The organism is Lacicoccus kunmingensis DSM 17847 (assembly GCF_059568765.1).
In genome coordinates this window covers 40,729-62,576 of the sequence record NZ_JCANUC010000003.1, presented here as the reverse complement: position 1 = coordinate 62,576, position 21,848 = coordinate 40,729, and the positions used below count along the sequence as shown (strand labels likewise).

At 43.2% G+C, this 21,848-nt stretch carries 24 protein-coding genes and 6 tRNA genes; 11 read left to right on the top strand and 19 right to left on the bottom strand.

The window, feature by feature from the left end; translation table 11 throughout:
• Positions 1-35: 35 nt before the first annotated feature.
• The 3 genes from BO48_RS04465 to BO48_RS04455 all read right to left on the bottom strand — a co-directional run bounded on the left by BO48_RS04465 (position 36) and on the right by BO48_RS04455 (position 2,829).
• Positions 36-1,040, bottom strand: coding sequence for an NADP-dependent oxidoreductase (locus BO48_RS04465; RefSeq protein WP_496366214.1), 1,005 nt, complete (start codon positions 1,038-1,040; stop codon positions 36-38).
• Between the two features lie 220 nt (positions 1,041-1,260).
• Complete coding sequence (locus BO48_RS04460; RefSeq protein ID WP_496366213.1) at positions 1,261-1,737, bottom strand: SRPBCC family protein; 477 nt, start codon at positions 1,735-1,737, stop codon at positions 1,261-1,263.
• A 99-nt stretch (positions 1,738-1,836) separates the two neighbouring features.
• Positions 1,837-2,829 (bottom strand): MsnO8 family LLM class oxidoreductase, encoded by a 993-nt coding sequence (locus BO48_RS04455; protein ID WP_496366212.1) that lies wholly within the window; start codon positions 2,827-2,829, stop codon positions 1,837-1,839.
• A gap of 156 nt (positions 2,830-2,985) precedes the next feature.
• Here BO48_RS04455 and BO48_RS04450 point away from each other — a divergent pair, with 156 nt between their 5' ends.
• The 9 genes from BO48_RS04450 to BO48_RS04410 all read left to right on the top strand — a co-directional run bounded on the left by BO48_RS04450 (position 2,986) and on the right by BO48_RS04410 (position 9,411).
• Positions 2,986-3,588 carry a hypothetical protein gene (locus BO48_RS04450; protein WP_496366211.1) on the top strand — a complete coding sequence of 201 codons (603 nt, stop codon included), beginning with the start codon at positions 2,986-2,988 and terminating at the stop codon, positions 3,586-3,588.
• A gap of 85 nt (positions 3,589-3,673) precedes the next feature.
• Positions 3,674-3,910: a hypothetical protein gene (locus BO48_RS04445; protein ID WP_496366210.1), complete on the top strand. Its 237-nt coding sequence runs from the start codon at positions 3,674-3,676 to the stop codon at positions 3,908-3,910.
• A 109-nt stretch (positions 3,911-4,019) separates the two neighbouring features.
• Positions 4,020-4,625, top strand: coding sequence for a CDP-alcohol phosphatidyltransferase family protein (locus BO48_RS04440; protein ID WP_496366209.1), 606 nt, complete (start codon positions 4,020-4,022; stop codon positions 4,623-4,625).
• On the top strand, positions 4,622-5,560 hold the full coding sequence (locus BO48_RS04435; protein WP_496366208.1) for a phosphatidate cytidylyltransferase: 939 nt from the start codon (positions 4,622-4,624) through the stop codon (positions 5,558-5,560). Before BO48_RS04440 ends, BO48_RS04435 begins: the two co-directional genes overlap by 4 nt.
• Positions 5,561-5,571: 11 nt before the next feature.
• The gene (locus BO48_RS04430; RefSeq protein WP_496366207.1) at positions 5,572-6,198 is read left to right on the top strand and encodes a lysophospholipid acyltransferase family protein; all 627 of its coding nucleotides are present in this window, start codon (positions 5,572-5,574) and stop codon (positions 6,196-6,198) included.
• Positions 6,192-6,734: a hypothetical protein gene (locus BO48_RS04425; RefSeq protein ID WP_496366206.1), complete on the top strand. Its 543-nt coding sequence runs from the start codon at positions 6,192-6,194 to the stop codon at positions 6,732-6,734. The genes BO48_RS04430 and BO48_RS04425 overlap by 7 nt, the downstream gene beginning before the upstream one ends.
• 110 nt (positions 6,735-6,844) lie before the next feature.
• Positions 6,845-7,687, top strand: coding sequence for an ABC transporter ATP-binding protein (locus tag BO48_RS04420; protein ID WP_496366205.1), 843 nt, complete (start codon positions 6,845-6,847; stop codon positions 7,685-7,687).
• Entirely contained in the window at positions 7,620-8,399 is a 780-nt protein-coding gene (locus tag BO48_RS04415; RefSeq protein WP_496366204.1) for an ABC transporter permease, read from the top strand. The genes BO48_RS04420 and BO48_RS04415 overlap by 68 nt, the downstream gene beginning before the upstream one ends.
• A gap of 22 nt (positions 8,400-8,421) precedes the next feature.
• On the top strand, positions 8,422-9,411 hold the full coding sequence (locus BO48_RS04410) for an ABC transporter substrate-binding protein (RefSeq protein ID WP_496366203.1): 990 nt from the start codon (positions 8,422-8,424) through the stop codon (positions 9,409-9,411).
• 47 nt (positions 9,412-9,458) lie between these two features.
• On the opposite strand, the gene pdxS is transcribed toward BO48_RS04410, so the two are convergent.
• Positions 9,459-10,319 carry a pyridoxal 5'-phosphate synthase lyase subunit PdxS gene (gene pdxS / locus BO48_RS04405; protein ID WP_496366202.1) on the bottom strand — a complete coding sequence of 287 codons (861 nt, stop codon included), beginning with the start codon at positions 10,317-10,319 and terminating at the stop codon, positions 9,459-9,461.
• A gap of 101 nt (positions 10,320-10,420) precedes the next feature.
• Here pdxS and pdxR point away from each other — a divergent pair, with 101 nt between their 5' ends.
• Positions 10,421-11,755, top strand: a complete 1,335-nt coding sequence (pdxR, locus tag BO48_RS04400) for a MocR-like pyridoxine biosynthesis transcription factor PdxR (protein ID WP_496366201.1) — start codon at positions 10,421-10,423, stop codon at positions 11,753-11,755.
• 48 nt (positions 11,756-11,803) lie between these two features.
• On the opposite strand, the gene BO48_RS04395 is transcribed toward pdxR, so the two are convergent.
• From BO48_RS04395 to BO48_RS04370, 6 genes are all read right to left on the bottom strand, one after another.
• Positions 11,804-11,877, bottom strand: a tRNA-Ile gene (locus BO48_RS04395).
• Between the two features lie 34 nt (positions 11,878-11,911).
• Positions 11,912-11,984 (bottom strand) — tRNA-Ala (locus tag BO48_RS04390).
• A gap of 18 nt (positions 11,985-12,002) precedes the next feature.
• Positions 12,003-12,085: transfer RNA gene (locus tag BO48_RS04385), tRNA-Leu, on the bottom strand.
• A gap of 9 nt (positions 12,086-12,094) precedes the next feature.
• Positions 12,095-12,168 (bottom strand) — tRNA-Pro (locus BO48_RS04380).
• A 55-nt stretch (positions 12,169-12,223) separates the two neighbouring features.
• Positions 12,224-12,298 (bottom strand) — tRNA-Gly (locus BO48_RS04375).
• A gap of 19 nt (positions 12,299-12,317) precedes the next feature.
• A tRNA-Val gene (locus tag BO48_RS04370) sits at positions 12,318-12,390 on the bottom strand.
• Positions 12,391-12,831: 441 nt separating this feature from the next.
• Here BO48_RS04370 and BO48_RS04365 point away from each other — a divergent pair.
• Complete coding sequence (locus tag BO48_RS04365; protein WP_496366200.1) at positions 12,832-13,701, top strand: helix-turn-helix domain-containing protein; 870 nt, start codon at positions 12,832-12,834, stop codon at positions 13,699-13,701.
• 30 nt (positions 13,702-13,731) lie between these two features.
• On the opposite strand, the gene BO48_RS04360 is transcribed toward BO48_RS04365, so the two are convergent.
• The 9 genes from BO48_RS04360 to cysK form a co-directional block, all read right to left on the bottom strand.
• Complete coding sequence (locus BO48_RS04360; protein ID WP_496366199.1) at positions 13,732-14,103, bottom strand: cupin domain-containing protein; 372 nt, start codon at positions 14,101-14,103, stop codon at positions 13,732-13,734.
• 206 nt (positions 14,104-14,309) lie between these two features.
• Positions 14,310-15,581, bottom strand: a complete 1,272-nt coding sequence (locus BO48_RS04355) for a glutamate-5-semialdehyde dehydrogenase (protein ID WP_496366198.1) — start codon at positions 15,579-15,581, stop codon at positions 14,310-14,312.
• Positions 15,582-15,583: 2 nt separating this feature from the next.
• Positions 15,584-16,417, bottom strand: a complete 834-nt coding sequence (proB, locus tag BO48_RS04350; protein ID WP_496366197.1) for a glutamate 5-kinase — start codon at positions 16,415-16,417, stop codon at positions 15,584-15,586.
• A 145-nt stretch (positions 16,418-16,562) separates the two neighbouring features.
• Complete coding sequence (lysS, locus tag BO48_RS04345; protein WP_496366196.1) at positions 16,563-18,053, bottom strand: lysine--tRNA ligase; 1,491 nt, start codon at positions 18,051-18,053, stop codon at positions 16,563-16,565.
• Between the two features lie 22 nt (positions 18,054-18,075).
• Positions 18,076-19,071, bottom strand: a complete 996-nt coding sequence (dusB, locus tag BO48_RS04340) for a tRNA dihydrouridine synthase DusB (RefSeq protein WP_496366424.1) — start codon at positions 19,069-19,071, stop codon at positions 18,076-18,078.
• Between the two features lies 1 nt (position 19,072).
• The gene (gene folK, locus BO48_RS04335) at positions 19,073-19,540 is read right to left on the bottom strand and encodes a 2-amino-4-hydroxy-6-hydroxymethyldihydropteridine diphosphokinase (RefSeq protein ID WP_496366195.1); all 468 of its coding nucleotides are present in this window, start codon (positions 19,538-19,540) and stop codon (positions 19,073-19,075) included.
• On the bottom strand, positions 19,540-19,905 hold the full coding sequence (gene folB, locus BO48_RS04330) for a dihydroneopterin aldolase (RefSeq protein ID WP_496366194.1): 366 nt from the start codon (positions 19,903-19,905) through the stop codon (positions 19,540-19,542). Before folB ends, folK begins: the two co-directional genes overlap by 1 nt.
• Positions 19,898-20,689, bottom strand: coding sequence for a dihydropteroate synthase (gene folP / locus BO48_RS04325; protein WP_496366193.1), 792 nt, complete (start codon positions 20,687-20,689; stop codon positions 19,898-19,900). Before folP ends, folB begins: the two co-directional genes overlap by 8 nt.
• Positions 20,690-20,875: 186 nt before the next feature.
• Positions 20,876-21,805, bottom strand: a complete 930-nt coding sequence (cysK, locus tag BO48_RS04320) for a cysteine synthase A (RefSeq protein ID WP_496366191.1) — start codon at positions 21,803-21,805, stop codon at positions 20,876-20,878.
• Positions 21,806-21,848: the final 43 nt, after the last annotated feature.

Below are 21,848 nucleotides of genomic sequence, written 5' to 3'. Positions count from 1 at the left end.
ACAGGCGGCAGCTTATTTTTATGGTGCAGAATCTTTTATTCCTCTGCGACTTTCACTATCTGCTTTCCAAAGTTGGAACCGTCAAACAGTTTTCTGAATGCTTCAGGTATTTTTTCAAATCCCTCTTCCACTGAAACTTCGGTATGGATTTTACCTTCATCCACCCATTCCGACAGCTGTTTGTCTGCATTCTCGAAATCATCCGCAAAGTTGCCGACGATAAATGCCTGCATCAGCGTCTGTGATTTGATCAGTGTCGACTGGATTCTCGGCCCGATATCCTCTGACGGGTTATTATATGCAGATATCGCCCCGCACACCGCGATTCTTGAAAACTTATTAAGATGTTTGAACACTTCGTCGGACACCGGTCCGCCGACATTTTCAAAATAAACGTCTACACCTTCTGAAACCGCTTCTGCCAGCCTTTCACTGTAATCATCAGATTTATAATCCACACCCGCGTCGAACCCGAGTGTTTCCGTTAAATATTCGGTCTTTTCTTCACCGCCTGCAATGCCGACGACTCTTGCACCTTTGATCTTTGCGATCTGGCCGACCACGGAACCGACTGCACCGGATGCCGCCGAAACAACGACTGTCTCACCTTTTTCAGGTTTACCGATTTTCAGCAGCCCGTGATATGCAGTCTGTCCCGGCATACCGAGCGTACTCAAATAGAGATGTAAAGGCAGTTCTGTATTAGAAATTTTGGACAGACCGTCCACTGGAAGTGTGACATAGCGCTGCCAGCCCATTATACCTTTGACATACTCGCCTTCTTTAAAACCGTCGGCATTGGATTTTTCGATTTTCCCGATGACATGTCCGCCCATCGGTGCATCCACTTCAAATGGTTTCGTATATGATTTTCCTGCCGCCATCCGTCCTCTCATATAAGGGTCCACAGAAACATAAATGCTTTTTACTGTCACTTCTCCTTCAGCCGGCGCTTTGACTTCAATCTCTTCAAACCTGAATACATCATCTCCAGGGATGCCTTCCGGCCGTTTTGCAAGCACAATCTGTTCATTCTTCATATTTCCGCCTCCATTTATGATTATTCATCAAGTGTAAATCTGAGCATGAGCGATATCAATCAATCGGACTTTCAGCCCTTTTTCTACATAAAAACAGACCCAGCTGTGTATCACTGTTTCAGAAAATAAAAAACCTCCTTATACAGGAGGTAAATCAGTATTTCATTTATCCGATTCTTATACTTTTGAACTTCTGGATTCCTTTTTAAGAAATGACACACTATAATCCCAGTTCATTCTTAATGGATGCTTTCTGCTGCTTGAAGGCTTCCTGATCCAGCTCCTGCGGTTCCCCTGTTTCAGAAATCTTTCTGATATTCTGAGCCTGGAAATACCAGCCTGCAAAGTCACGTGCAATATGCTCAGATGTAAGCGGCAGTCTTTCTTTAAGTGTCAGAATCGTCTTGCCCTCCTCAGGCTCATCAAGTTCCATCTGGATATCTCCGGCGCCCCAAGTGAAGATGAGTATCTTCTTATCGCTGAACTCCAGTACGTCCATGTATTCCCAATCGTCATCACCGAGAGTGAAGACCAATTTTTCCGGTCTCGGTTCATCGTCAAATCTTAATTCTGGAAACCACTGTTTGATACCGTCTGCAGTGCCTATATAGTGAAATGTATTTTCTGCCGTCGAATCGATTTCAATCTCTATCGTCTGATATGCATTATATTCATCAGTGTTATAATCCGCCCTCATTTTTATAGTCCCCTTCCAATTTGTGAATTTGGATCACTTTAAGTATACCAAATAGTATCACAATAAAAAAACAGTGCACTCATGCACTGTTTTTAAAATCTATAAAAGTTCTTTTGCCAATAGTCTGTATACATCGAGCCGCTTCTCCTGGGAATGCGGGATGCTGCAGATCATGGCCTCTTCGAAACCGTACATTTCCTGTTCATCTTTCAGCTGTTTTGCAACCTCTTTTGCCGATCCGACCAGGTGCAGCTTACGCCCTTCCCTGATGCTCATCTTATCAAGTTCGCTGAGCGGATAGTTCTTTGTTTCTTCAGGTGTCATCGTCTGGGTGATCCGGCCCTGCTGCAGCATCAGCCTTGAAATATCATATGGCAGTGCCTCATATTCCGCTTCTTCTTTAGTCTCCGCGGTCGTCACCATGTAAGATACGTTGATTTTCGGTTTCTCCATCAATGCGGACGGCTTGAATCTCTCTTTATATATATCGAGTATTTCTTTCGACAGTTCACCGTTAAAAAATTGTGCAAATGAGTAGCCTGCCCCCATTTCCGCTGTTTGGATTGCACTGTTTCCAGTCGATCCGAGCATCCAGGCTTCAGGCAGCACGACATTGGAAGGAAAAGCCGGTGTTGAACCGTAAAGCCTGCCTTCCGGCACTTCATCATTGATCAGCTGCATCGCAATTTCGAATTTATCATACATGTCATCCATCTTCGGCTGTCTGCCCTGTGCCAGCGCATACATTGCAAAATGATCTCCGCCCGGCGCCCGTCCGACACCGAAATCAATTCTGCCCGGGGAAAATGCACTGAGCGTTTTAAACACTTCAGCCAGTTTCAGCGGTGAATAGTGCATCATCATCACACCGCCTGTACCGATCCTGATGTTGTCTGTTTTAGCCGCAAGTCTTGCCGCCGTGACTTCCGGCGCAGAACTCACATGCGATTTTGTGCCATGGTGTTCAGCCATCCACATACGGTGGTAACCCAATTCATCTGCCAAAACCGCAAGTTCTTCCGCCTTGACCAGTGCGTCCGCAGATTTGTTTCCAATCGTTACCGGCGCCTGATCCAATACGCTCAACTTCATTTAAAGACATCCTTTCAATTCTCATCCGTATATTTCCAAATTAGCAATAATGGTATCAGTTGTCTTCCTTCCATTCAATTTTACTGCCTGATTTACATTGGAAAGCAAATACTATAATCTCAAAGTATTAAGTTTATAAAATAAAGGGGTCTTGGCATGACAGAGTTACAACCTGAAAACAACAGAACCGCAGAAAGTAAAAAGAAGTTCTGGTTAACAGTCGCACTTTTTCATATATACTTTATATTTTTCTATATGCTGGTGCTCATCATCTTTTCACGGTTCACAATCAGTTGGCTTTTACTCATCGTGCCGTTTCTGATTGCCGCCATGGTGCCGCTTGCGGAAAAAGGAATAATGGCGGAAAAAGAAAAATCATCTAAAAATGAAATAGTGCCGACGGTTGGTTTTTTATTATTATTTGCAGTTGCGAAATTGATTATCATCTTTTCATTACATGAATATTTTGAATCGTTCTATATCATCGATCTCGAATCTTCAGTAATCAATCTCGTTGTCGTCGGTATTTTCACAGTCATTCTGGCTTTGGCATTATTTTTCCTGTTCACTACAGACTCATGGATCAATCGTTTCATTTTCATTATTCTGAGCCTCTATTCTCTGGCCAGAATCTTAAACCCTTTTGATGTTATGCCGGGCGTCACCAACTGGACTCTCCAGTACTTGACACTGATCGCTCTGCCCTTAATTTTGCTGGCTATTTTTATAAAAGCAAAATCAACCAAAGGGGCCGAATAAAAGTCTTCGGAGCTGTTTATTTTTCGTCAAATCTCATCCAGTCATGCACCACTTCTGTTTGGTATAATATTTATAAATAAAAATTGTGGGCCAGGTGATTATTTTGTCACGTGAACATTTAAATGCATTGATTATTAAATTCATAACTTTCATCACCGTATTTGCGCTGTTGTATGTTACATCTGCCTACATTCTGACTTTCATCACACCCAATATTAACTGGGCGATGGTGCTCCATATACTTAATATTGGCGTGATGTTCATATTGTCCCTGTTTATCAGCAAACATCTGGGCAGATGGATTATATCAAAAATTTCATAACAGTTAATATGCCCGGACGGGAAGTTCATCTCTTGTCCGGGCATATTTTTATTGTCGTAAAATTTCACATTGTGTAATATGGTAACTATATCAGGGGGGCGAGAAAATCATGATCAGCATTTATGAATTAAAACCTAAATTTCAGCAGTTGTTGAAACCTGTAGTCAGCTTCCTGCACAAAATAAATATCACACCGAACCAGGTGACCATTTTCGCATGTCTTCTTTCAATAATGACCGGCGTGCTTTTTTATTTCAATTATGACTCAACCTGGATATATATCGTCATCCCCATTTTCATGTTTGTGCGCATGGCGCTGAATGCGATTGACGGCGTACTTGCCAAAGATTTCAACCTGCAGTCCAGGCTCGGCAAATATTTGAATGAATTGACGGACGTCATCAGTGATGCCGCTCTGTTCCTGCCTTTCATACTCGTTGTCAGTCCGCATCCTGTGACCGTGATGATCTTCATACTGTTATCCGTCATCAGTGAAATGGCAGGCATGATGGGAGAAAATATTTCAGGTGTCAGACAGTACAGCGGGCCGATGGGGAAAAGTGACCGCGCATTTTTAATCGGTGCGATATCTGTGCTGCTGATCTTCTGGCATTCACTTACACAGTATTTATGGATTGTATTTCTGATTGCATCGTTTTTAATCGTCATCAATACATATACAAGAATTAAAAAAGGGTTGGAGGAGAAAGCATGAATTTTAATGTACTGACAGATGAAGTGCTCTACGTGCTGATCAGTATCGTAGGAATATTAATCATTTCAACTGCAATCATTTTAGTTTTAAAGAAACAGAAACCTTCGCATACAGTGGACGAGGTCATGCTCCGCATCAAATCATGGTGGGTGATGTTTTTTATTTTCACTTTCGCACTTGTCATTCACTCGACGATATCTCTGATATTCATGGGCATACTGTCATTCCTTGCATTAAAGGAATATTTTTCACTGATACCGTTCAACCGTGCCCACCGTCTTGTAATTTTCTGGTCTTATATCGCAATACCGATCCAGTTTTTATTCATATACTTTGAATTTTACGGCATGTTCATCGTTTTCATACCTGTCTATATGTTCCTGCTCATTCCGATTCAGGCACTCATCGTCAGCGAAACGAAGAACTTTCTGCAGTCCGTCGCCTCCGTCCAGTGGGGTCTGATGCTGATGGTTTTCGGGTTGTCGCATCTTGCCTACCTGCTTGTTCTGCCCGGAAAGGAAAACAGCGTGCTCGGTGCAGGGCTCGTGTTATTCCTCGTCGTGCTGACACAGGCGAATGATGTTGCCCAGTTTTTATGTGGAAAGACACTCGGCAAAAGAAAAATACTGCCCAAAGTATCACCGAATAAGACATGGGCCGGTTTTATCTGCGGCGTCTTGACCACGACAGTACTTGCAGTACTGCTCGCACCGCTGATCACCCCGTTCACTTTGAGCGGCAGTATCATTGCAGGACTCTACATCGGACTGACCGGATTTATCGGTGACGTGAACATTTCCGCGTTGAAACGGGACTTGAACATCAAAGATACTTCCGCAATCATTCCGGGACACGGGGGCATACTGGACCGTGTGGATTCGCTGACCTACACGGCACCGCTGTTCTTTCACTTTGCTCGATTCTTTTACTTTTAAGGGTGAGATAAATGAAAAATTTATTATTTTCAATTTTAGTCCGGCCGGTCATATTGTTTGTCCTCGGCATTAATATAAGACGCAGGGAAAAACTGCCGGAATCGGGGCCTGTCGTCATCATTGCAAATCATAACAGCCATCTGGATACGCTGGTGCTGATGTCTTTATTCCACGGAAAAAGCTTTCAAAAAGTCCGTCCGGTGGCTGCCGGTGATTATTTTATGAAAAATAAACTTCTCGCATTTTTCTCCACTAAAGTCATGAATATCATTCCGATACAGAGAAAGATGACAAAGGACATCCGGGGCATGTTTTCACCGATTCTTGAAGCTCTGGAAGATGACAGTATCATCATATTATTTCCAGAAGGATCGAGAGGCGAAGCGGAACAGCTCAGCAAATACAAAAGCGGGATCTACTATTTGATGAGAGAGGTGCCGGATGTCGAAATCGTTCCGGTTTTTCTTCACGGTCTGGGCAAGGCGCTGCCGAAAGGTTCGTTCATTTTCGTGCCGTTTTTTGTTGATATACTTGTCGGCGACTCATTTAAATTCGATGAGAACCGCAAAGCTTTTATGGATACTTTGAATGACAGAATGGATCGTCTCGGAGAGGAAGGTCAGTTTAAAGAATGGTAATGATGATTGCCGCTTTTATATGGGGGTTCAGTGAAGCGACATTTTTCTTCATAATTCCGGATGTGCTTTTGAGTTATTATGCACTCCGAAACAACGACTTAAAGAAAATCTTTTTATTAAATATCATCTGCATCACAGGCGCCGCTCTCGGCGGTGCCGCCTTATTCATCAAGAGCAGTATTGACCACTCCTCTGTCATTGAGTTTATGCTCGGCGTTCCTGCCATTCATACATATATGCTCGAACACGTGGAATCTGAAATGGCTGCCGGCACTTTTTCGGCGCTTGTGACAGGTCCTTTATTCGGCGTGCCCTATAAACTGTTTGCAGCCTTTGCACCGCTTCACACCAATATATTTATCTTCATATTATTTTCGATCCCCGCCCGTTTCATCCGGTTCATTATCGTTTCATTCCTCGCCCATCTGCTGTCCCATAAGATTTTTAAAGGGTTACCGATAAAAGTTAAAACTCTGATATGGCTGTTCGTATGGGTTACTGTCTATATCATTTATTTTTCCGTTCATCCTTTCTAAATATACAGTAGATATTTCGTTAACTTGGTTAATGTATATTGACTTACCAGGAATTTTCAGTTAATATTCCTATTAGTTTGGTATGACTTTATTTTGTGAGGTGAACGGACTTGAAAGTACAGTTGAAAGACGTACATAAAGAATTTAAAAAAGATGACAAACAAAAGCTGCAAGTATTGGATGATATCAATTTTGATATTAAAGAAGGTGAGTTCGTTTCGCTTCTCGGACCTTCCGGCTGCGGAAAGTCGACAATTTTAAAATTAATCGCAGGTCTTGAAACAACCACAGCAGGCGAAGTGCTGGTCAACGGCAAGACAGTAAATAAGCCCGGAACAGACCGTATCGTGGTATTTCAGGAAGGTGGATTGTTTCCATGGATGACTGTAAAGGAAAATGTTTCTTACGGTTTAAACCTTAAAAAAATATCTAAAACAGAAATCGAAGAAAAGACGATGGACGGTCTCAGGATGGTCCATCTTCTCAACTTTGCAGATGCCTACCCGCATGAATTATCCGGCGGAATGAAACAGCGCGTGGCCATTGCACGGGCACTTGTGATGGATCCGGATGTACTATTGATGGATGAACCATTTGCAGCGCTCGATGAACAGACAAGGCTCGTGCTTCATAAAGAACTGCAGAACATCTGGAGAAAAACCGGCAATACGATTTTATTCATTACACATAACATTCGTGAAGCGCTGACTTTATCGGACCGTGTACTGCTTATGAGCACCCGTCCGGGGAAAATCAAAAAATCTTTCACCGTTCAGTCCGCACGCCCGCGTGACCCTTCTGACAGTGTCATCGTCGACCTTGAAAGACGCGTGATGGCAGAACTTGAAGTTGAAATGGAAAAAGTATTGAAGGAGGAGTTTGGTGATGACTACAGTCTTAAGGCGGATAATCTTCGTAGCAGTGATCGTCGGGATATGGGAAGTAATATCTAAGCTGGGATTCTTCCCTACATTTATGTTCCCTCCTATCATCATTCCAAATGATCCGGGCGGTGTGACCGTCATAGGCACACTCATCAACAGCATTATCTCAGGCCAGATTGTGACCGCGACAGGCACGACGCTCATTCGTCTGTTGATCGGTTTCTCGATTGCTGTCGTACTCGGTCTGACATTCGGATTTTTGATCGCCCGTTATAAGTGGGTCGACGACACACTCGGATTTTTTGTGACTGCACTCCAGTCCATTCCGAGCATCGTATGGTTTCCGCTTGCCATTGTATGGTTTGGTTTAGGCAATGCCTCCATTCTGTTCATAGTGGCAATCGGTGCAACATGGACGATGACGGTAAACTCGAGCACAGGGTTTAAAAACGTACCGTCAATTTATATGGATGCTGCAAAGACACTCGGTTCTTCAGGTTCACACCTGCTGAGAACAGTCATCATCCCCGCTTCCGTCCCCCATATCATTTCGGGGCTCCGTGTCGCATGGGCATTTGCATGGCGTGCAATCATGGCCGGTGAACTGCTCGGTTCAACAGGGGGTCTTGGTTACTTACTCGATCTCGGACGTTCAATCCAGGCGATGGACCTTGTACTGTCCATCATGATAGTCATCGGTGTTATCGGAACGATCATAGATAACCAGGTCTTTTTACGTATGGAACGTGCCGTCGCACGTCGCTACGGCCAGACCGTTTAAATAAAAAATCAGGAGGATACACATGAAAAAGATTATATTGGGCATTATCGCACTTTCTCTTGCTGTCGTTGCAGGATGTAATAATTCAGAGGAAGCTGCTGAAGAGGTAAGAATCGGCTACTTCCCGAACTTGACGCACATCTCTACTGTTGTCGCTTTACAAAATGGATACTTTGAAGAAGAATTCGGTGAAGACATTGCAATCGATACGATGACATTCCCTAACGGCAGTGCTTTCATGGAAGCAATGTCGACTGAAGAGTTCGATATCGGAACTGTCGGACCTTCTCCGGCAACGACGACATATATGAGAAACCCTGCACATTCAATCATTGCAGGTGCAGTTAACGGCGGCGCCGTACTTGCAACAGCGGAAGATTCAGGCATTGAAGCTGTTGCAGATCTGGATGGTAAAAGCGTTGCTGTGCCGACAATCGGCTCCACACAGGACATCATGCTCAGAAAAGCACTTCACGAAGAAGGCCTCGACATTGATGATTCCGGCGGCACTGTCAGCCTGAATCCTCAGGCACCTGCGGATACTTCAACATTATTCCTGCAGGGCGATGTGGCTGCTGCTGCTACTCAAGAACCTTGGGGCGTGTTTTTAGAAAATCAGACGAATGCAGATATACTTCTGGATGAAGATGAATTTGGCTGGGGTGCAGATTCCACGATGACAGTAGTCACAGCAAGAAACGCCTTTACAGAAGCAAACCCTGAACTGACTGAAGGTTACCTGCGTGCCCATACAAGGGCAATCGAGTTCATAGAAGATAACAGAGAAGAAGCAGTCAATATTTTCGTAGATCACATTACTGAAATCACAGGCAGCGAGCTGAGTGTAGAAGAAACGCTTGAAGCAAGCGAACGTCTCTATCCGACGTATGAATTGGACGAAGACGTACTTCAGGAAATGGCAACAATCAGCTATGAAGCAGATTACATGTCAAATGATGACATAGAAGGCCTGATCAACACAGAATTCATCGACAATGTCACTTCAGAATAATATTATAAAATGCACTCAACAAAAAATTGTTGAGTGCATTTTTTTGATTACCATCCGCGATCCTGCATTCTTTCACTCTCAGAAAGTGTGCGTACGTCAATACCGGACATCGGCGTGCCAAGTTCTTTCGCAAGCTCTCCAATCAATTTATAATCCTGATAATTCTCAGTCGCCTGAACGATTGCTCTTGCGAATTTCTCAGGCTGTTCAGATTTGAAAACTCCGGACCCTACAAATACTCCGTCAGCACCGAGTTCCATCATCAATGCTGCATCCTGAGGGGTTGCTACACCGCCTGCTGCGTAATTGACCACCGGCAGCTCTCCCAGTTCCTTAATCTCTTTCAGAACATCATACGGTGCCCCGAGGTCTTTAGCAAATGTCATCAGTTCATCATCACTTAAAACTGTAATCTGCTTCACCTGCTGGTTCACTTTCCTGATATGTCTCACCGCTTCGACAATATTGCCTGTACCCGGTTCTCCTTTGGTGCGGAGCATTCTTGAACCCTCACCGATACGGCGCGCAGCCTCACCAAGGTCACGACAACCGCAGACAAACGGCACTCCGTAGCCGGATTTCATCAGATGATACTCTTCATCTGCAGGCGTTAAAACTTCTGATTCATCAATGAAGTCGACACCCATCGCCTCAAGTACACGTGCTTCAGAAATATGCCCGATACGGCACTTCGCCATTACCGGAATGGAGACCGCACCCACCACCTCTTCTATAATACGCGGATCCGCCGCACGGGCGACACCGCCTGCTGCGCGAATATCAGACGGCACACGTTCGAGTGCCATTACAGCGACTGCACCTGCAGCCTCTGCTATCTTCGCCTGTTCTGCATTGATTACATCCATAATTACACCTTTATAAGGCATTGCCAGTTTATCCTGGTTCATCTTGCATCCCTCTTTCTTAAATTATTATCTTATGATATATTCTAGTTGATTAACTGACTCTTAAAAAGTGTCAGATTACCAAATAATATAGGGGTCAGATCATGTACATAAAATTGGATGCCAAAAGTGGACAGAGCTTATATGAACAGCTTTACCAGGAAATCAAAAACCAGATTTTAAAAGGTGAAATTAAAAACAACGATAAGCTGCCGAGTAAAAGACAGCTTAAAATGGATTTGAACATCAGTATGACTACCGTCGAACGCGCCTATGATCAGCTCCTCGATGAAGACCTGGTCTACAGTGTGGAAAAGAGCGGTTTCTACGTCTCCGAAATTGATCTGCTCAAAACGACGCCGAAGAAAATTCCTCATATAGTAAAACCCAGTCAGAAAAAATTTAAACTCGCACTCGGTACAATTGATACTTCCATTGTGCAAAGAGACGTCATAAAACAGATTTCAAAAGAAGTATTCGATCAGGATGATCTGCTTAACCCCGGAGAGAACAGCGGTGAGCATGAGCTGCGGGAAGCCATCTCGGATTATCTTCAATTCAACCGTGGTGTATCCTGCTCCATTGATCAGATATTTATTGGTCCATCGACAGAGTTTCTGCTGCAGCAGGTTTTATTTTTACTCGATTACCCGAAGATGACGATAGAAAATCCAGGATACCCAGTCGTAAAAAAAGTGATTTCACATTTAAAGCTCACACGTGATATAGCGCGTGTAGACGGAGACGGCATCAATCTGAATGATGTCATCAGCAATAAAAATCCTGTCGTCCATATTACACCCTCCCACCAGTTCCCGAGCGGCGTTGTACTGTCTTTGAAAAAACGCATTCAGCTGTTGAACTATGCCCTGGAGAATGATGTATACGTCATTGAGGATGATTATGACAGTGAATTCAGATATACCGGCAAGCCCTTACCTTCCCTGCAGGGCCTGGACCAAAATGATCGGACGATATATATGAGTACATTTTCAAAATCTCTGTACCCATCTCTCAGACTCTCGGTCATGGTTCTCCCGAAAGCACTCTCTGAAAAATATTATTCAGCAAAATTATCCTGCAACGTTTCAAGGCAGATGCAGCATATTGTTGCCAGATATATTTCAGATGGATATCTGAACCGACATATCAACAGAGTCCGGAAAATCTACTCCAAAAAGATGCAGGATATCATAGAGTGGCTGGATAAAGCCTATCCTGCTGTTGATGTGGAAGGTGACCATACCGGAATGCATTTTGTACTGAAATGCCCGGGCAGAGATTTGACTGATTTAATCGAGAATCACCGATTGATCAGTAAAAATCATTACTCAGTGAAAAATCTTTTTAATGATTCAGTCATTGTGGGCATCGGCGAGGAAAGTACAGAAGATATCATTGAGACTTTGGATGAATTCCTAAAAGAAATATATGAATAAAAAAGACAAAATAAAAACACATGGAATACATTCCATGTGTTTTAGAAGTGGGCCTAAGTGGACTCGAACCACCGACCTCACGCTTATCAGGCGTGCGCTCTAACCAGCTGAGCTATAGGCCCCGGCTATGTAAATGTAGTTTTAAAAAATAAAAAATGGAGACTAGCGGGATCGAACCGCTGACCTCCTGCGTGCAAGGCAGGCGCTCTCCCAGCTGAGCTAAGCCCCCAATATAGAATATAAACGATGCGGGTGAAGGGACTTGAACCCCCATGTCGTTAAGACACTAGATCCTGATTCTAGCGCGTCTGCCAATTCCGCCACACCCGCGGCTTAAAATCGGGAAGACAGGATTCGAACCTGCGACCCCTTGGTCCCAAACCAAGTGCTCTACCAAGCTGAGCTACTTCCCGTAATTTCAGTTAAATGTTTTCAAAAAAATAAAACGGTATAACCGCTTAATAGAAATGGAGCGGAAGACGGGATTCGAACCCGCGACCCCCACCTTGGCAAGGTGGTGTTCTACCACTGAACTACTTCCGCTTATAATAAATTATTTAAATGGAGAATGACGGGTTCGAACCGCCGACCCTCTGCTTGTAAGGCAGATGCTCTCCCAGCTGAGCTAATTCTCCTTCACACTAATTGTTGACTGCCTATTAATAATAATACAAAATTCATTACAATGTCAACAAAACCTTAACATTAAAAAGTGTAAAAAGGGAAAGCAAGTAGAATCCTTCAGCTAAAAGTGATTCTACTTGCTTATGGGTGCCAATCTATATAAAGTATTCTGCTTAAATACCTTATAAACTTAAATAAATTGCGCTATCGTGTCGATCGGAAGACTTTTTTCACCAACAATTGTGAGGATGCCTGCTACTGCCAAAATCATTAAAGTAACAATTCTTTTTCTCATTGTATCTCCCCCTTTGCTAATAATTTTATTATACTACATATTCAGTCAACTCCTTAAAAATTTTCATATATGAAAATAAAAAAGTGAAATACTTTCCTTTTCGGGTTGTTTTTATTTATAATATTTAATAACAATAGCTTATTTTAGGAGAATGCATATGTCGAATCAATCTATTGGTATGCTCATCAGAGAATTCAGACAGTCGAGAAACCTGACCATGAAAGAAGTTTGTGACACCGATCTTTCCATCGCTCAATTATCAAAATTTGAACGCGGGGTAAGCGAGATAACAATCAATAAGTTATTAGTGATATTAGATAAGCTGAATATAACGATTGAGGAATTTTTTCATGCCGAAAAGGAATTTGAGCTGAGTGAGTTTGAACAGCTCATAGTGACAATGAAGGAATATTACATAAAAAATGAAGCCGACCGGATAACCGAACTGAGAGATGAACAGCTTGAAAAATACAACCAGAAAAACATTAGGTTTTTTGAACTGAATGCAATTATGTTATCTGCACTCTTGAAGGATTTGACCAATGAAATGACCAGGGAACCTGAAATGGAAGAAAAGCTGATTGATCACCTTCTTGAAGTGGACATATGGTGTCACTATGAAATTGTTCTTTTTGCCAATTCCATTTCGCTGTTCAATACAAATACTTTAGTGACTTTGACAAATGAAATGATCAATAATACGAAATACTACCAGGAAATTAAAAAACACCGCGTCATTACTATACAGACATTGATCAACGTCATACTCACGCTGCTTGAGAATGATGAAACGGACAGGAGCCGGACGTTCCAAGTCAAACTCAATGAGCTGCTCGAAATGGATCAGTATCTGCTTTATGAACGGAACGTTTCAATTTATTTGCACGGACTTTATCTTTATAAGACCAATCAGAAAGAAGATGGTCTGAAGTTAATGCAACAGACGATCGCCACCTTTAAACATTTGATGGTCGACCAGCTCGCACAGAACTTCCAAAGTCACTATGACCAGACAGTTTCTGAATAAAAAAAGACAGGCGGCAGCCTGTCTTTCTTCCTATATCTCAGTATCTTCCACAGGGTCCATCCAGTCTATCGCACCCACCGTCATTGCCAGGTGGACCATTTCACTGTCTTTTTTCGCACCGTGCCAGTGAACGACATCTTTAGCGATATTGATAACATCACCCGTTTTGATGGTTTCAGGTTCCTTCCCCTCTTCCTGATACCACCCTTCACCGTGGGTGACCAACAGCACCTGGCCGACTTCGTGGGAATGCCACTTCGTTTTGCCGCCCGGCTTAAAAGTCACATTCGCTATCGGAGTATTGAGAGGCTCATCCTCCTTGAAAAGTACAGTATGATAGACTTCACCTGTAAAATTATCCGTCTTTTGTTCTCCTTGAGGAAAAATCTTTTCTGCAGTCATTTACTCATCCCCTTTCAATTCTTATACTGTTAAAATATCACGTTTATAAAATATATTGAAACGATGCACTTTAAAGCTATTGTAAATAAAGAGCTTCTGTCCACCTTGTAATGAGGTAAACGCTGTGTATTCCAACCGTAAAGAATGCATGAAAAATTCACACATCGGCAAAGCGTTCACTTCACCTGCACAAATTTTTTCAATCACTATTCTCTGATCTGACCGGAGCCCTCCACAACATATTTGTAACTCGTCAATGCTTCTAATCCCATCGGCCCTCTGGCATGAAGCTTCTGTGTACTGATGCCGATTTCGCCACCAAAGCCAAACATTTCCCCATCCGAGAAACGCGTTGATGCGTTAACATAGACCGCTGCGGAATCCACATCGTTCAGGAAGTCCTGTATAGCCTGATAATCTGTTGCCACAATGACGTCTGAATGTCCTGTAGAATATTTCTCTATATGGTCGATTGCACCGTCGTAACCATCGACGACTTTGATTGCGATATCGTATCCAAGGTACTCATCCGTATAGTCCGCCTCTTCAGCAGGGACAGCATTCTCAACTAAATCACAGACGGCTTCATCACCATGTATAGTCACTCCTGCAGCATCTAGAGCTTCTGCCAGTTCAGGCAATACTTCAGCAGCTGTACTTTTATCCACCAATAAAGTTTCCAAGGCATTACATACGGACACTCTGTGTGTTTTTGCATTAACGAGTATCGATTTTGCCATGTCGATATCCGCTGATTCATGAACGTACATATGACAGTTGCCCGTGCCTGTTTCAATAACCGGTACTGTCGCCTGCTTCAGCACCGCCTGGATCAATCCTGCACCGCCTCTTGGTATGAGACAGTCCACACCTTCATTGAACTGCATGAACTCTGCTGCAAGCTCTCTGGATGGATCTGTGATGAGCTGGATGCTGTCCTGTGGTACATTCGTTTTTGACAAACCGCTCTGAAGCACTTCCACAATCGCTTTGTTACTGTTCATCGCTTCTTTTCCACCACGCAAAATTACAGTATTTCCTGCTTTTAAGCAAAGACCGGAAGCATCTGCAGTAACATTCGGACGCGATTCATATATGATGCCGATAACACCGAGCGGCACTCTTTTTTTACTGATTGAAAGCCCGACTTCATTCACCCATTGTCCGTCACTTTTAGTCGTTGGATCTTCAAGGCCGGCCATTTTAACCAGTCCGCCTGCCATACCTTCTAGTCTCTCTTCATTCAATGTCAGTCTTTCCACCAATGCCTCGGTCAAACCATTATCCTGTCCGTTTTTAATATCCTGTGCATTCGCATTTAAAATCTTTTCATGGTTATCTTTAAGTGCCTCCGCCATCGCAAGCAGTCCCTCATTTTTATCTCCGGCCGGTAATCTCCTTAAAACTTTCGCCGACTGTTTCGCATTTTTCCCAAGCTGTTCAAGCACAACATTTTGTGTCATTGTATTTTCGTTCATAATCAATCATCCCCCTGTATTAATAATTCCGGCTGCTCTTTTTTGAACAGAGTGCCGACTTCTTCGCCATCGACAATGTCAAATATGATATTCGGATTTTCTGCAGAAGCAATGACCATGGCCTGGTCATTATCCATCACACGTTTTGCTGCGTTCAGTTTTGTTTCCATACCTCCGGTTGAAAATACCGAACCGGCTCCGCCTGCCATAGCAAGTATTTCATCACTGATTTCACTCACATAGGGAATGAGTTTTGCGTCCGCCTCAGTATGCGGGTTCGAATCGAACAGACCTTCTATATCACTTAAAATGATTAACATATCTGCCTCTGTCACTTCAGTAACGACTGCAGCCAGAGTATCATTCTCACCAAACTTCGATCTGCGTCCGGATTCATCAACGGAGACTGCATCGTTTTCATTAATAATTGGAATGATTTTATTTCTAAGCAGTGAATTGATGGTCGTCTGACAATTTTCATATGCGTTCGGATAGCTGACGATATCTCTCGTCATCAATATTTGTCCAACGTGCTGGTCGTAATGTTGAAAGAAACGGCTGTATAAATTCATTAGGACACCCTGTCCCACAGAAGCCAGTGCCTGTTTTTCTGCAATGCTGTCTGGATATGAATCCATATTGAGCGTACATGCCCCAGCCCCTACAGCTCCCGAAGCCACAAGAATAACGTCATGCCCCTGCTGCCTGAGTGTAGAACAGACATAAGCGAGTCGGTCGATTTTATGATAATTGATTTTGTCTATCGATTTCATTATTGAGTTTGTACCGATTTTTATGACTATGCGTTTAGAGTTCTTTGATAATCCAAGATTCATATGTACCACTCCCGAAATTCATAATGATTGTAATTATACATCAAATCGCATATAAATAAACCCCTAATAGAAATGAATGCGTTTTCATGCATAAAAAATGCAAAGCCCGACAATTATCGGGCTTTGCATCACCTTATTTATTTCATTACTTCTGTTTCATATATGGGAATAACAGTACATCTCGGATACTCGCTGAATCTGTGAGCAGCATAACGAGTCTGTCTACACCGATTCCAAGTCCGCCTGTCGGTGGCATACCATATTCCAGAGCCTCAAGGAAGTCCTCATCCATATCATGCGCTTCATCGTTGCCGGCTTCTTTTTCTGCAACCTGGGATTCAAAACGGTTCCTTTGATCAATCGGATCATTCAGCTCCGTGAACGCATTCGCGTGCTCACGTCCAACGATAAATAACTCGAAACGGTCTGTGAAACGTGAATCATCAGGATTTTGTTTTGCCAGTGGTGAGATTTCAATAGGATGACCGTATACAAATGTCGGCTGCATCAGAGTCTCTTCCACTTTTTGTTCGAAGAATTCATTCAGAATATGGCCATACTGCATAGTCGGCTTAACGTCGATGCCATGCTCTTTGGCGAGCGCATGCGCTTCTTCATCAGTTTTTACTTCATAGAAGTCCACACCTGTTTCTTCTTTAACCAGGTCAACCATATGCACGCGTTTCCAGCCTGTGCCCAGCTCTATTTCCTGTTCACCGTATTTAATTGTAGAATTCCCTGTCACTTTTTCAGCAATATACGCAATCAGGTTTTCAGTCAGATCCATGATGTCATTGTAATCCGCATAAGCTTCATACAGTTCAATCATTGTAAATTCAGGGTTGTGACGTGTCGAGACACCTTCGTTCCTGAATACACGGCCGATTTCGTAAACTTTTTCAAGTCCGCCGACGATCAGTCTTTTCAGGTGTAATTCAATAGCGATACGCATGAACAGTTCGACATCCAGTGCATTATGATGAGTGACGAACGGTTTTGCCTGAGCACCGCCCGCGATCATATGCATCATAGGCGTTTCCACTTCCAGAAAGCCTCTTTCATTTAAATAATTACGCATTTCCTGAATGATACGGCTGCGCTTTATGAATGTGCCTTTTGAGTCTTCGCTGGTGATTAAATCCAGGTAACGTTTACGGTAACGCTCTTCTATATCCTTCAGCCCATGATACTTGTCCGGCAGAGGGCGGAGTGCTTTCGTCAGGATTTTGAATTCGCTCGCTTTGACAGAAAGTTCTCCGGTATTTGTCTTGAACATTACACCTGTAACGCCGACAATATCTCCAAGGTCAGCCTGTTTCCACAAGTTATCAAAATCTTCTTCACCAATCTGGTCTTTCCTTACATAAATCTGTATCTGGCCGTTAATATCCTGGATATGGGCAAAGCCTGCTTTACCTTTTCCGCGCTTAGTCATCAGACGGCCAGCAATGACTGTCTCAGATTCATTTTCTTTTTGTTCCAATTCATCTTTGGAAAATTCATCCCAGTTTCTTATAAGTTCATCAGAATACGCTGTACGCTCAAACTTCGCACCAAAAGGATCGATACCAAGATCGATCAACTGCTGCATTTTCTCTCTTCTGACACTCACCTGGTCATTCATTTCTTCAGTCAACTATAAACACTCCTTAAGTATATTAAACTGTCAATTTTCCCTGTTTATTTTTTAATTCTTCAGCAAAATCATCTACAATCTCAGCCACTTCGTTTCTGGTCTGTGCCTGGTTGATCAATTTACGGGTTGTACCGTTGCCTTTAATACCTTTTAAGTACCATGAAGCATGTTTTCTCATTTCCAAAACAGCGATTTTTTCACCCTTCAGGTCGATCAGCCTGTCCATGTGAAGTTTCATGACTTCAAGCTTCTCTTCAAAACCAGGCTCATCAATCAGTTCACCTGTTTCCAGATAATGAACGGTTCTATAAATTATCCACGGATTTCCGAGGGCCTCTCTGCCAATCATTACGGCATCCACACCTGTTTCATCCAGCATTTTCAAAGCAAGTTCAGGACTGGTTACATCGCCATTCCCTATTACCGGAATACTAACCGCTTCTTTTACCTGGCGGATGATATCCCAGTCCGCTTCGCCTTCATACAGCTGGACGCGCGTACGGCCGTGCATACTGATTGCGGAGGCGCCTGCCTTTTCCGCCATCTTTGCATTTTCAACTGCATAGATATGGTCTTCATCCCAGCCGATTCTCATCTTGACGGTCACAGGCTTCGACACATTGTCCACCACAGCTTTTACCATGTCATAAATCTTGTCGGGATCAAGCAGCCATTTTGCACCCGCTTCACACCGGATGATTTTGGATACCGGGCACCCCATATTGATATCAATGATATCAGCTGTTGTATTCTGGTCCACATATTTAGCCGCTTCGACCAGCGTGTCTTTTTCTCCGCCGGATATCTGAAGCGACATCGGTCTTTCATTTTCATCAATGTACAACATTTTCATCGTTTTCTCATTACCGAATAAAAGTGCTTTATCGCTGATCATTTCAGCGCACACAAGCCCTGCACCGAATTCTTTGACCGTCAATCTGAATGCTGCGTTGCTGATACCTGCCATCGGTGCAAGAACGACTCGGTTTTCAATCTCTACATCACCAATTTTAAAGATGTTATTCGCCTCTTTCCAAATCTTCTTTAAGCTCGATTACCAACTTGCCGGATGTCGGATGCTTTGCATTCGGTGCAATTTCTGAAAGAGGTTCCAACACGAAGCTGCGCAGATGCATCTCTTTATGAGGGATGGACAGATCATCAAGCTCCAGCTCCAAATCTTCATAAAGTAGAATATCTATATCTATAATTCTCGGTCCCCATACTTCTTCTCTGACTCTTCCTAAAGAATGCTCTATTCCGAGCACCGTTTCAAGAAGGCTGAGTGGAGACAGGCGCGTTTCTATTTCCACACACATATTCATAAATTCAGGCTGATCTGTCTTGCCGTAAGGTTCTGTTTCCAGAATGGACGACCGTTTCGTCACTGTAATATCGTCAAAATTGTTAAGTGCCGCGATCGATTTTTCCAGGTTTTCTTTGCGATCTCCTAAGTTACTGCCCAGGCCAAGATAAACATTTGCCATTAGCTCTCCCGCTTTCTATTCAGAGTAATACTCACATTATCATAGTGCCCGTCTATCGGCGGGCTCGGTTTTGTGATCGTAACTTCTACTTCTTGTATTTTACCATACTGGTCAAACAGTGACTGCGATACTTTTTCTGCAAGGTGTTCAATCAGATTTACAGGCTCGCCTTTTATAATATCTTCGACCAGCTGATAAGCTTCTCCGTAATGAACGGTCGCTTCCAGATCGTCATCGGTGCCGGCCCGCTTCAAGTCCAGGTACATAGTAACATCAGTGATGAAATACTGTCCCAATACCCGCTCAGCATCCAGCGCCCCATGATAAGCATATGTTTTAATGCCGTTTATTTTAATATTATCCATCTAAATCTTCCTGTAGTTTGACGTAGGCATCTGCAAGTCCCCGGTTGATTCCTATATTGTGGACACGCACTGCCCTGACCCCTTTTTCCATGCCGTAAATCGTTGTGGCGGCCGTTGCCGTGTCTCTCTCGTCCGCTTTTGATTCACCTTCTATGAGTTCCTTGATCATCCGCTTGCGGCTGGTTGCCAAAAGAACCGGATAACCGACTCCGACCAGTTCATCGAGACGCCTCATGACTTCAAGCTCTTCCTGACGTGTCTTGACAAAACCGATACCGGGGTCAAGCCATATATTTTCTTTTTTTACCCCGTGCTGAAGGGCAAGATCGGCAGACTCCTGTAGTTCTCTGATCATATCTTCGACGACATCTTCATAAGTGCCATGAGCATTGTTATGCATCAAAAAGATGGGTGCATTGAATTCAGCAGCCACATCGAGAATCGCCTCATCGTAAGTCCCTCTCCACTGATCATTGATCATCGTCGCCCCTGCCTCCATTGCAGCTCTTGCCACATTCGAGCGGAATGTATCTATAGAAATATCAACACCGAAATCTTTAATCGCCTCTATCACAGGTTTTACCCGGTCTATCTCTTCCTGCTCAGAAATCTCTGTATATCCCGCCGGACGTGTCGAATAGCCGCCTACATCGATGATATCCACACCTTCAGCGACCATTTCACGTGCCCGTGTCACAGCACTTTCTGTATCACGATATTTACCGCCATCACTGAAAGAATCAGGTGTGATGTTGAGTATCCCCATGATTTTTAATTTATTCATAACATATACCTCTTACTCTTGTAGAATTTGAATAGACATATTATAACATGTTTCAGACTGACGATTCCACACTTCAAAAGTTCAAATCCGAGAAATGAATCTGTGACTTGAAACATTCATAAAAAAACTGCAGACAGATTTTATGATCTGCCTGCAGCCTGAACGTACCAAAAAAAATTCAATATTTTATTCATCAAAGTTAAATAATGCAGTTGATAAATACCTTTCACCGTTGGACGGCAGGATAACAATGACATTTTTACCTTTGCCAAGTTCTTTTGCAGCATCAAGACCTGCTTTAACTGCTGCACCGGATGAGATCCCGCCAAGGATGCCTTCTTTGGCCGCAAGTTCCCGTCCGACTTCCATCGCTTCATCATTTGAAACTACAGAAACTTCGTCATAAACTTCCGTGTTTAAAGTTTTTGGCACAAATCCTGCGCCGATCCCCTGAATTTTATGCGGACCTGGTTCCTTGCCGCTCAAAATTGCAGAATCTGTCGGTTCAACGGCATAGATTTTTACATTCGGATGGTGTTCTTTCAAAACTTTACCTGCACCTGTAACAGTACCACCGGTACCGATGCCGGAAACAAAGCCGTCAATTGACAAACCTTCCATCTGGTTGACCAGCTCTACACCGGTTGTTTTCTCATGAACTTCCGGGTTTGCCATATTTTCAAACTGCTGAGGCATGAAATAATTTTCTTTTTCAGCAAGTTCTCCTGCTTTTTTAATTGCACCTTTCATTCCGTCCGCACCAGGAGTCAGAACAAGCTCTGCACCATATGCACGGAGCAGATTACGCCGCTCTTTACTCATCGTGTCCGGCATCACCAACGTTGTTTTATACCCCTTACTTGCTGCAACCATAGCAAGGCCGATACCCGTGTTACCGCTTGTCGGTTCTACAATTGTAGTACCTTTTTTAATTTTCCCTTCTTTTTCAGCTGCTTCAATCATTGCTAAAGCGATTCTGTCTTTGACAGAGCTGCCGGGATTCATAAATTCCAATTTTACATATACGTCTGCGCTGTTTTCGTCAGTAAGGCTGTTCAATTTTACTAGAGGTGTGTTGCCGATCGTCTCTGAAATGTTATTGTAAACTTTGCTCAAAATAAGCACTCCCTTTTCCTAGTATACTGCTATGAATAATATA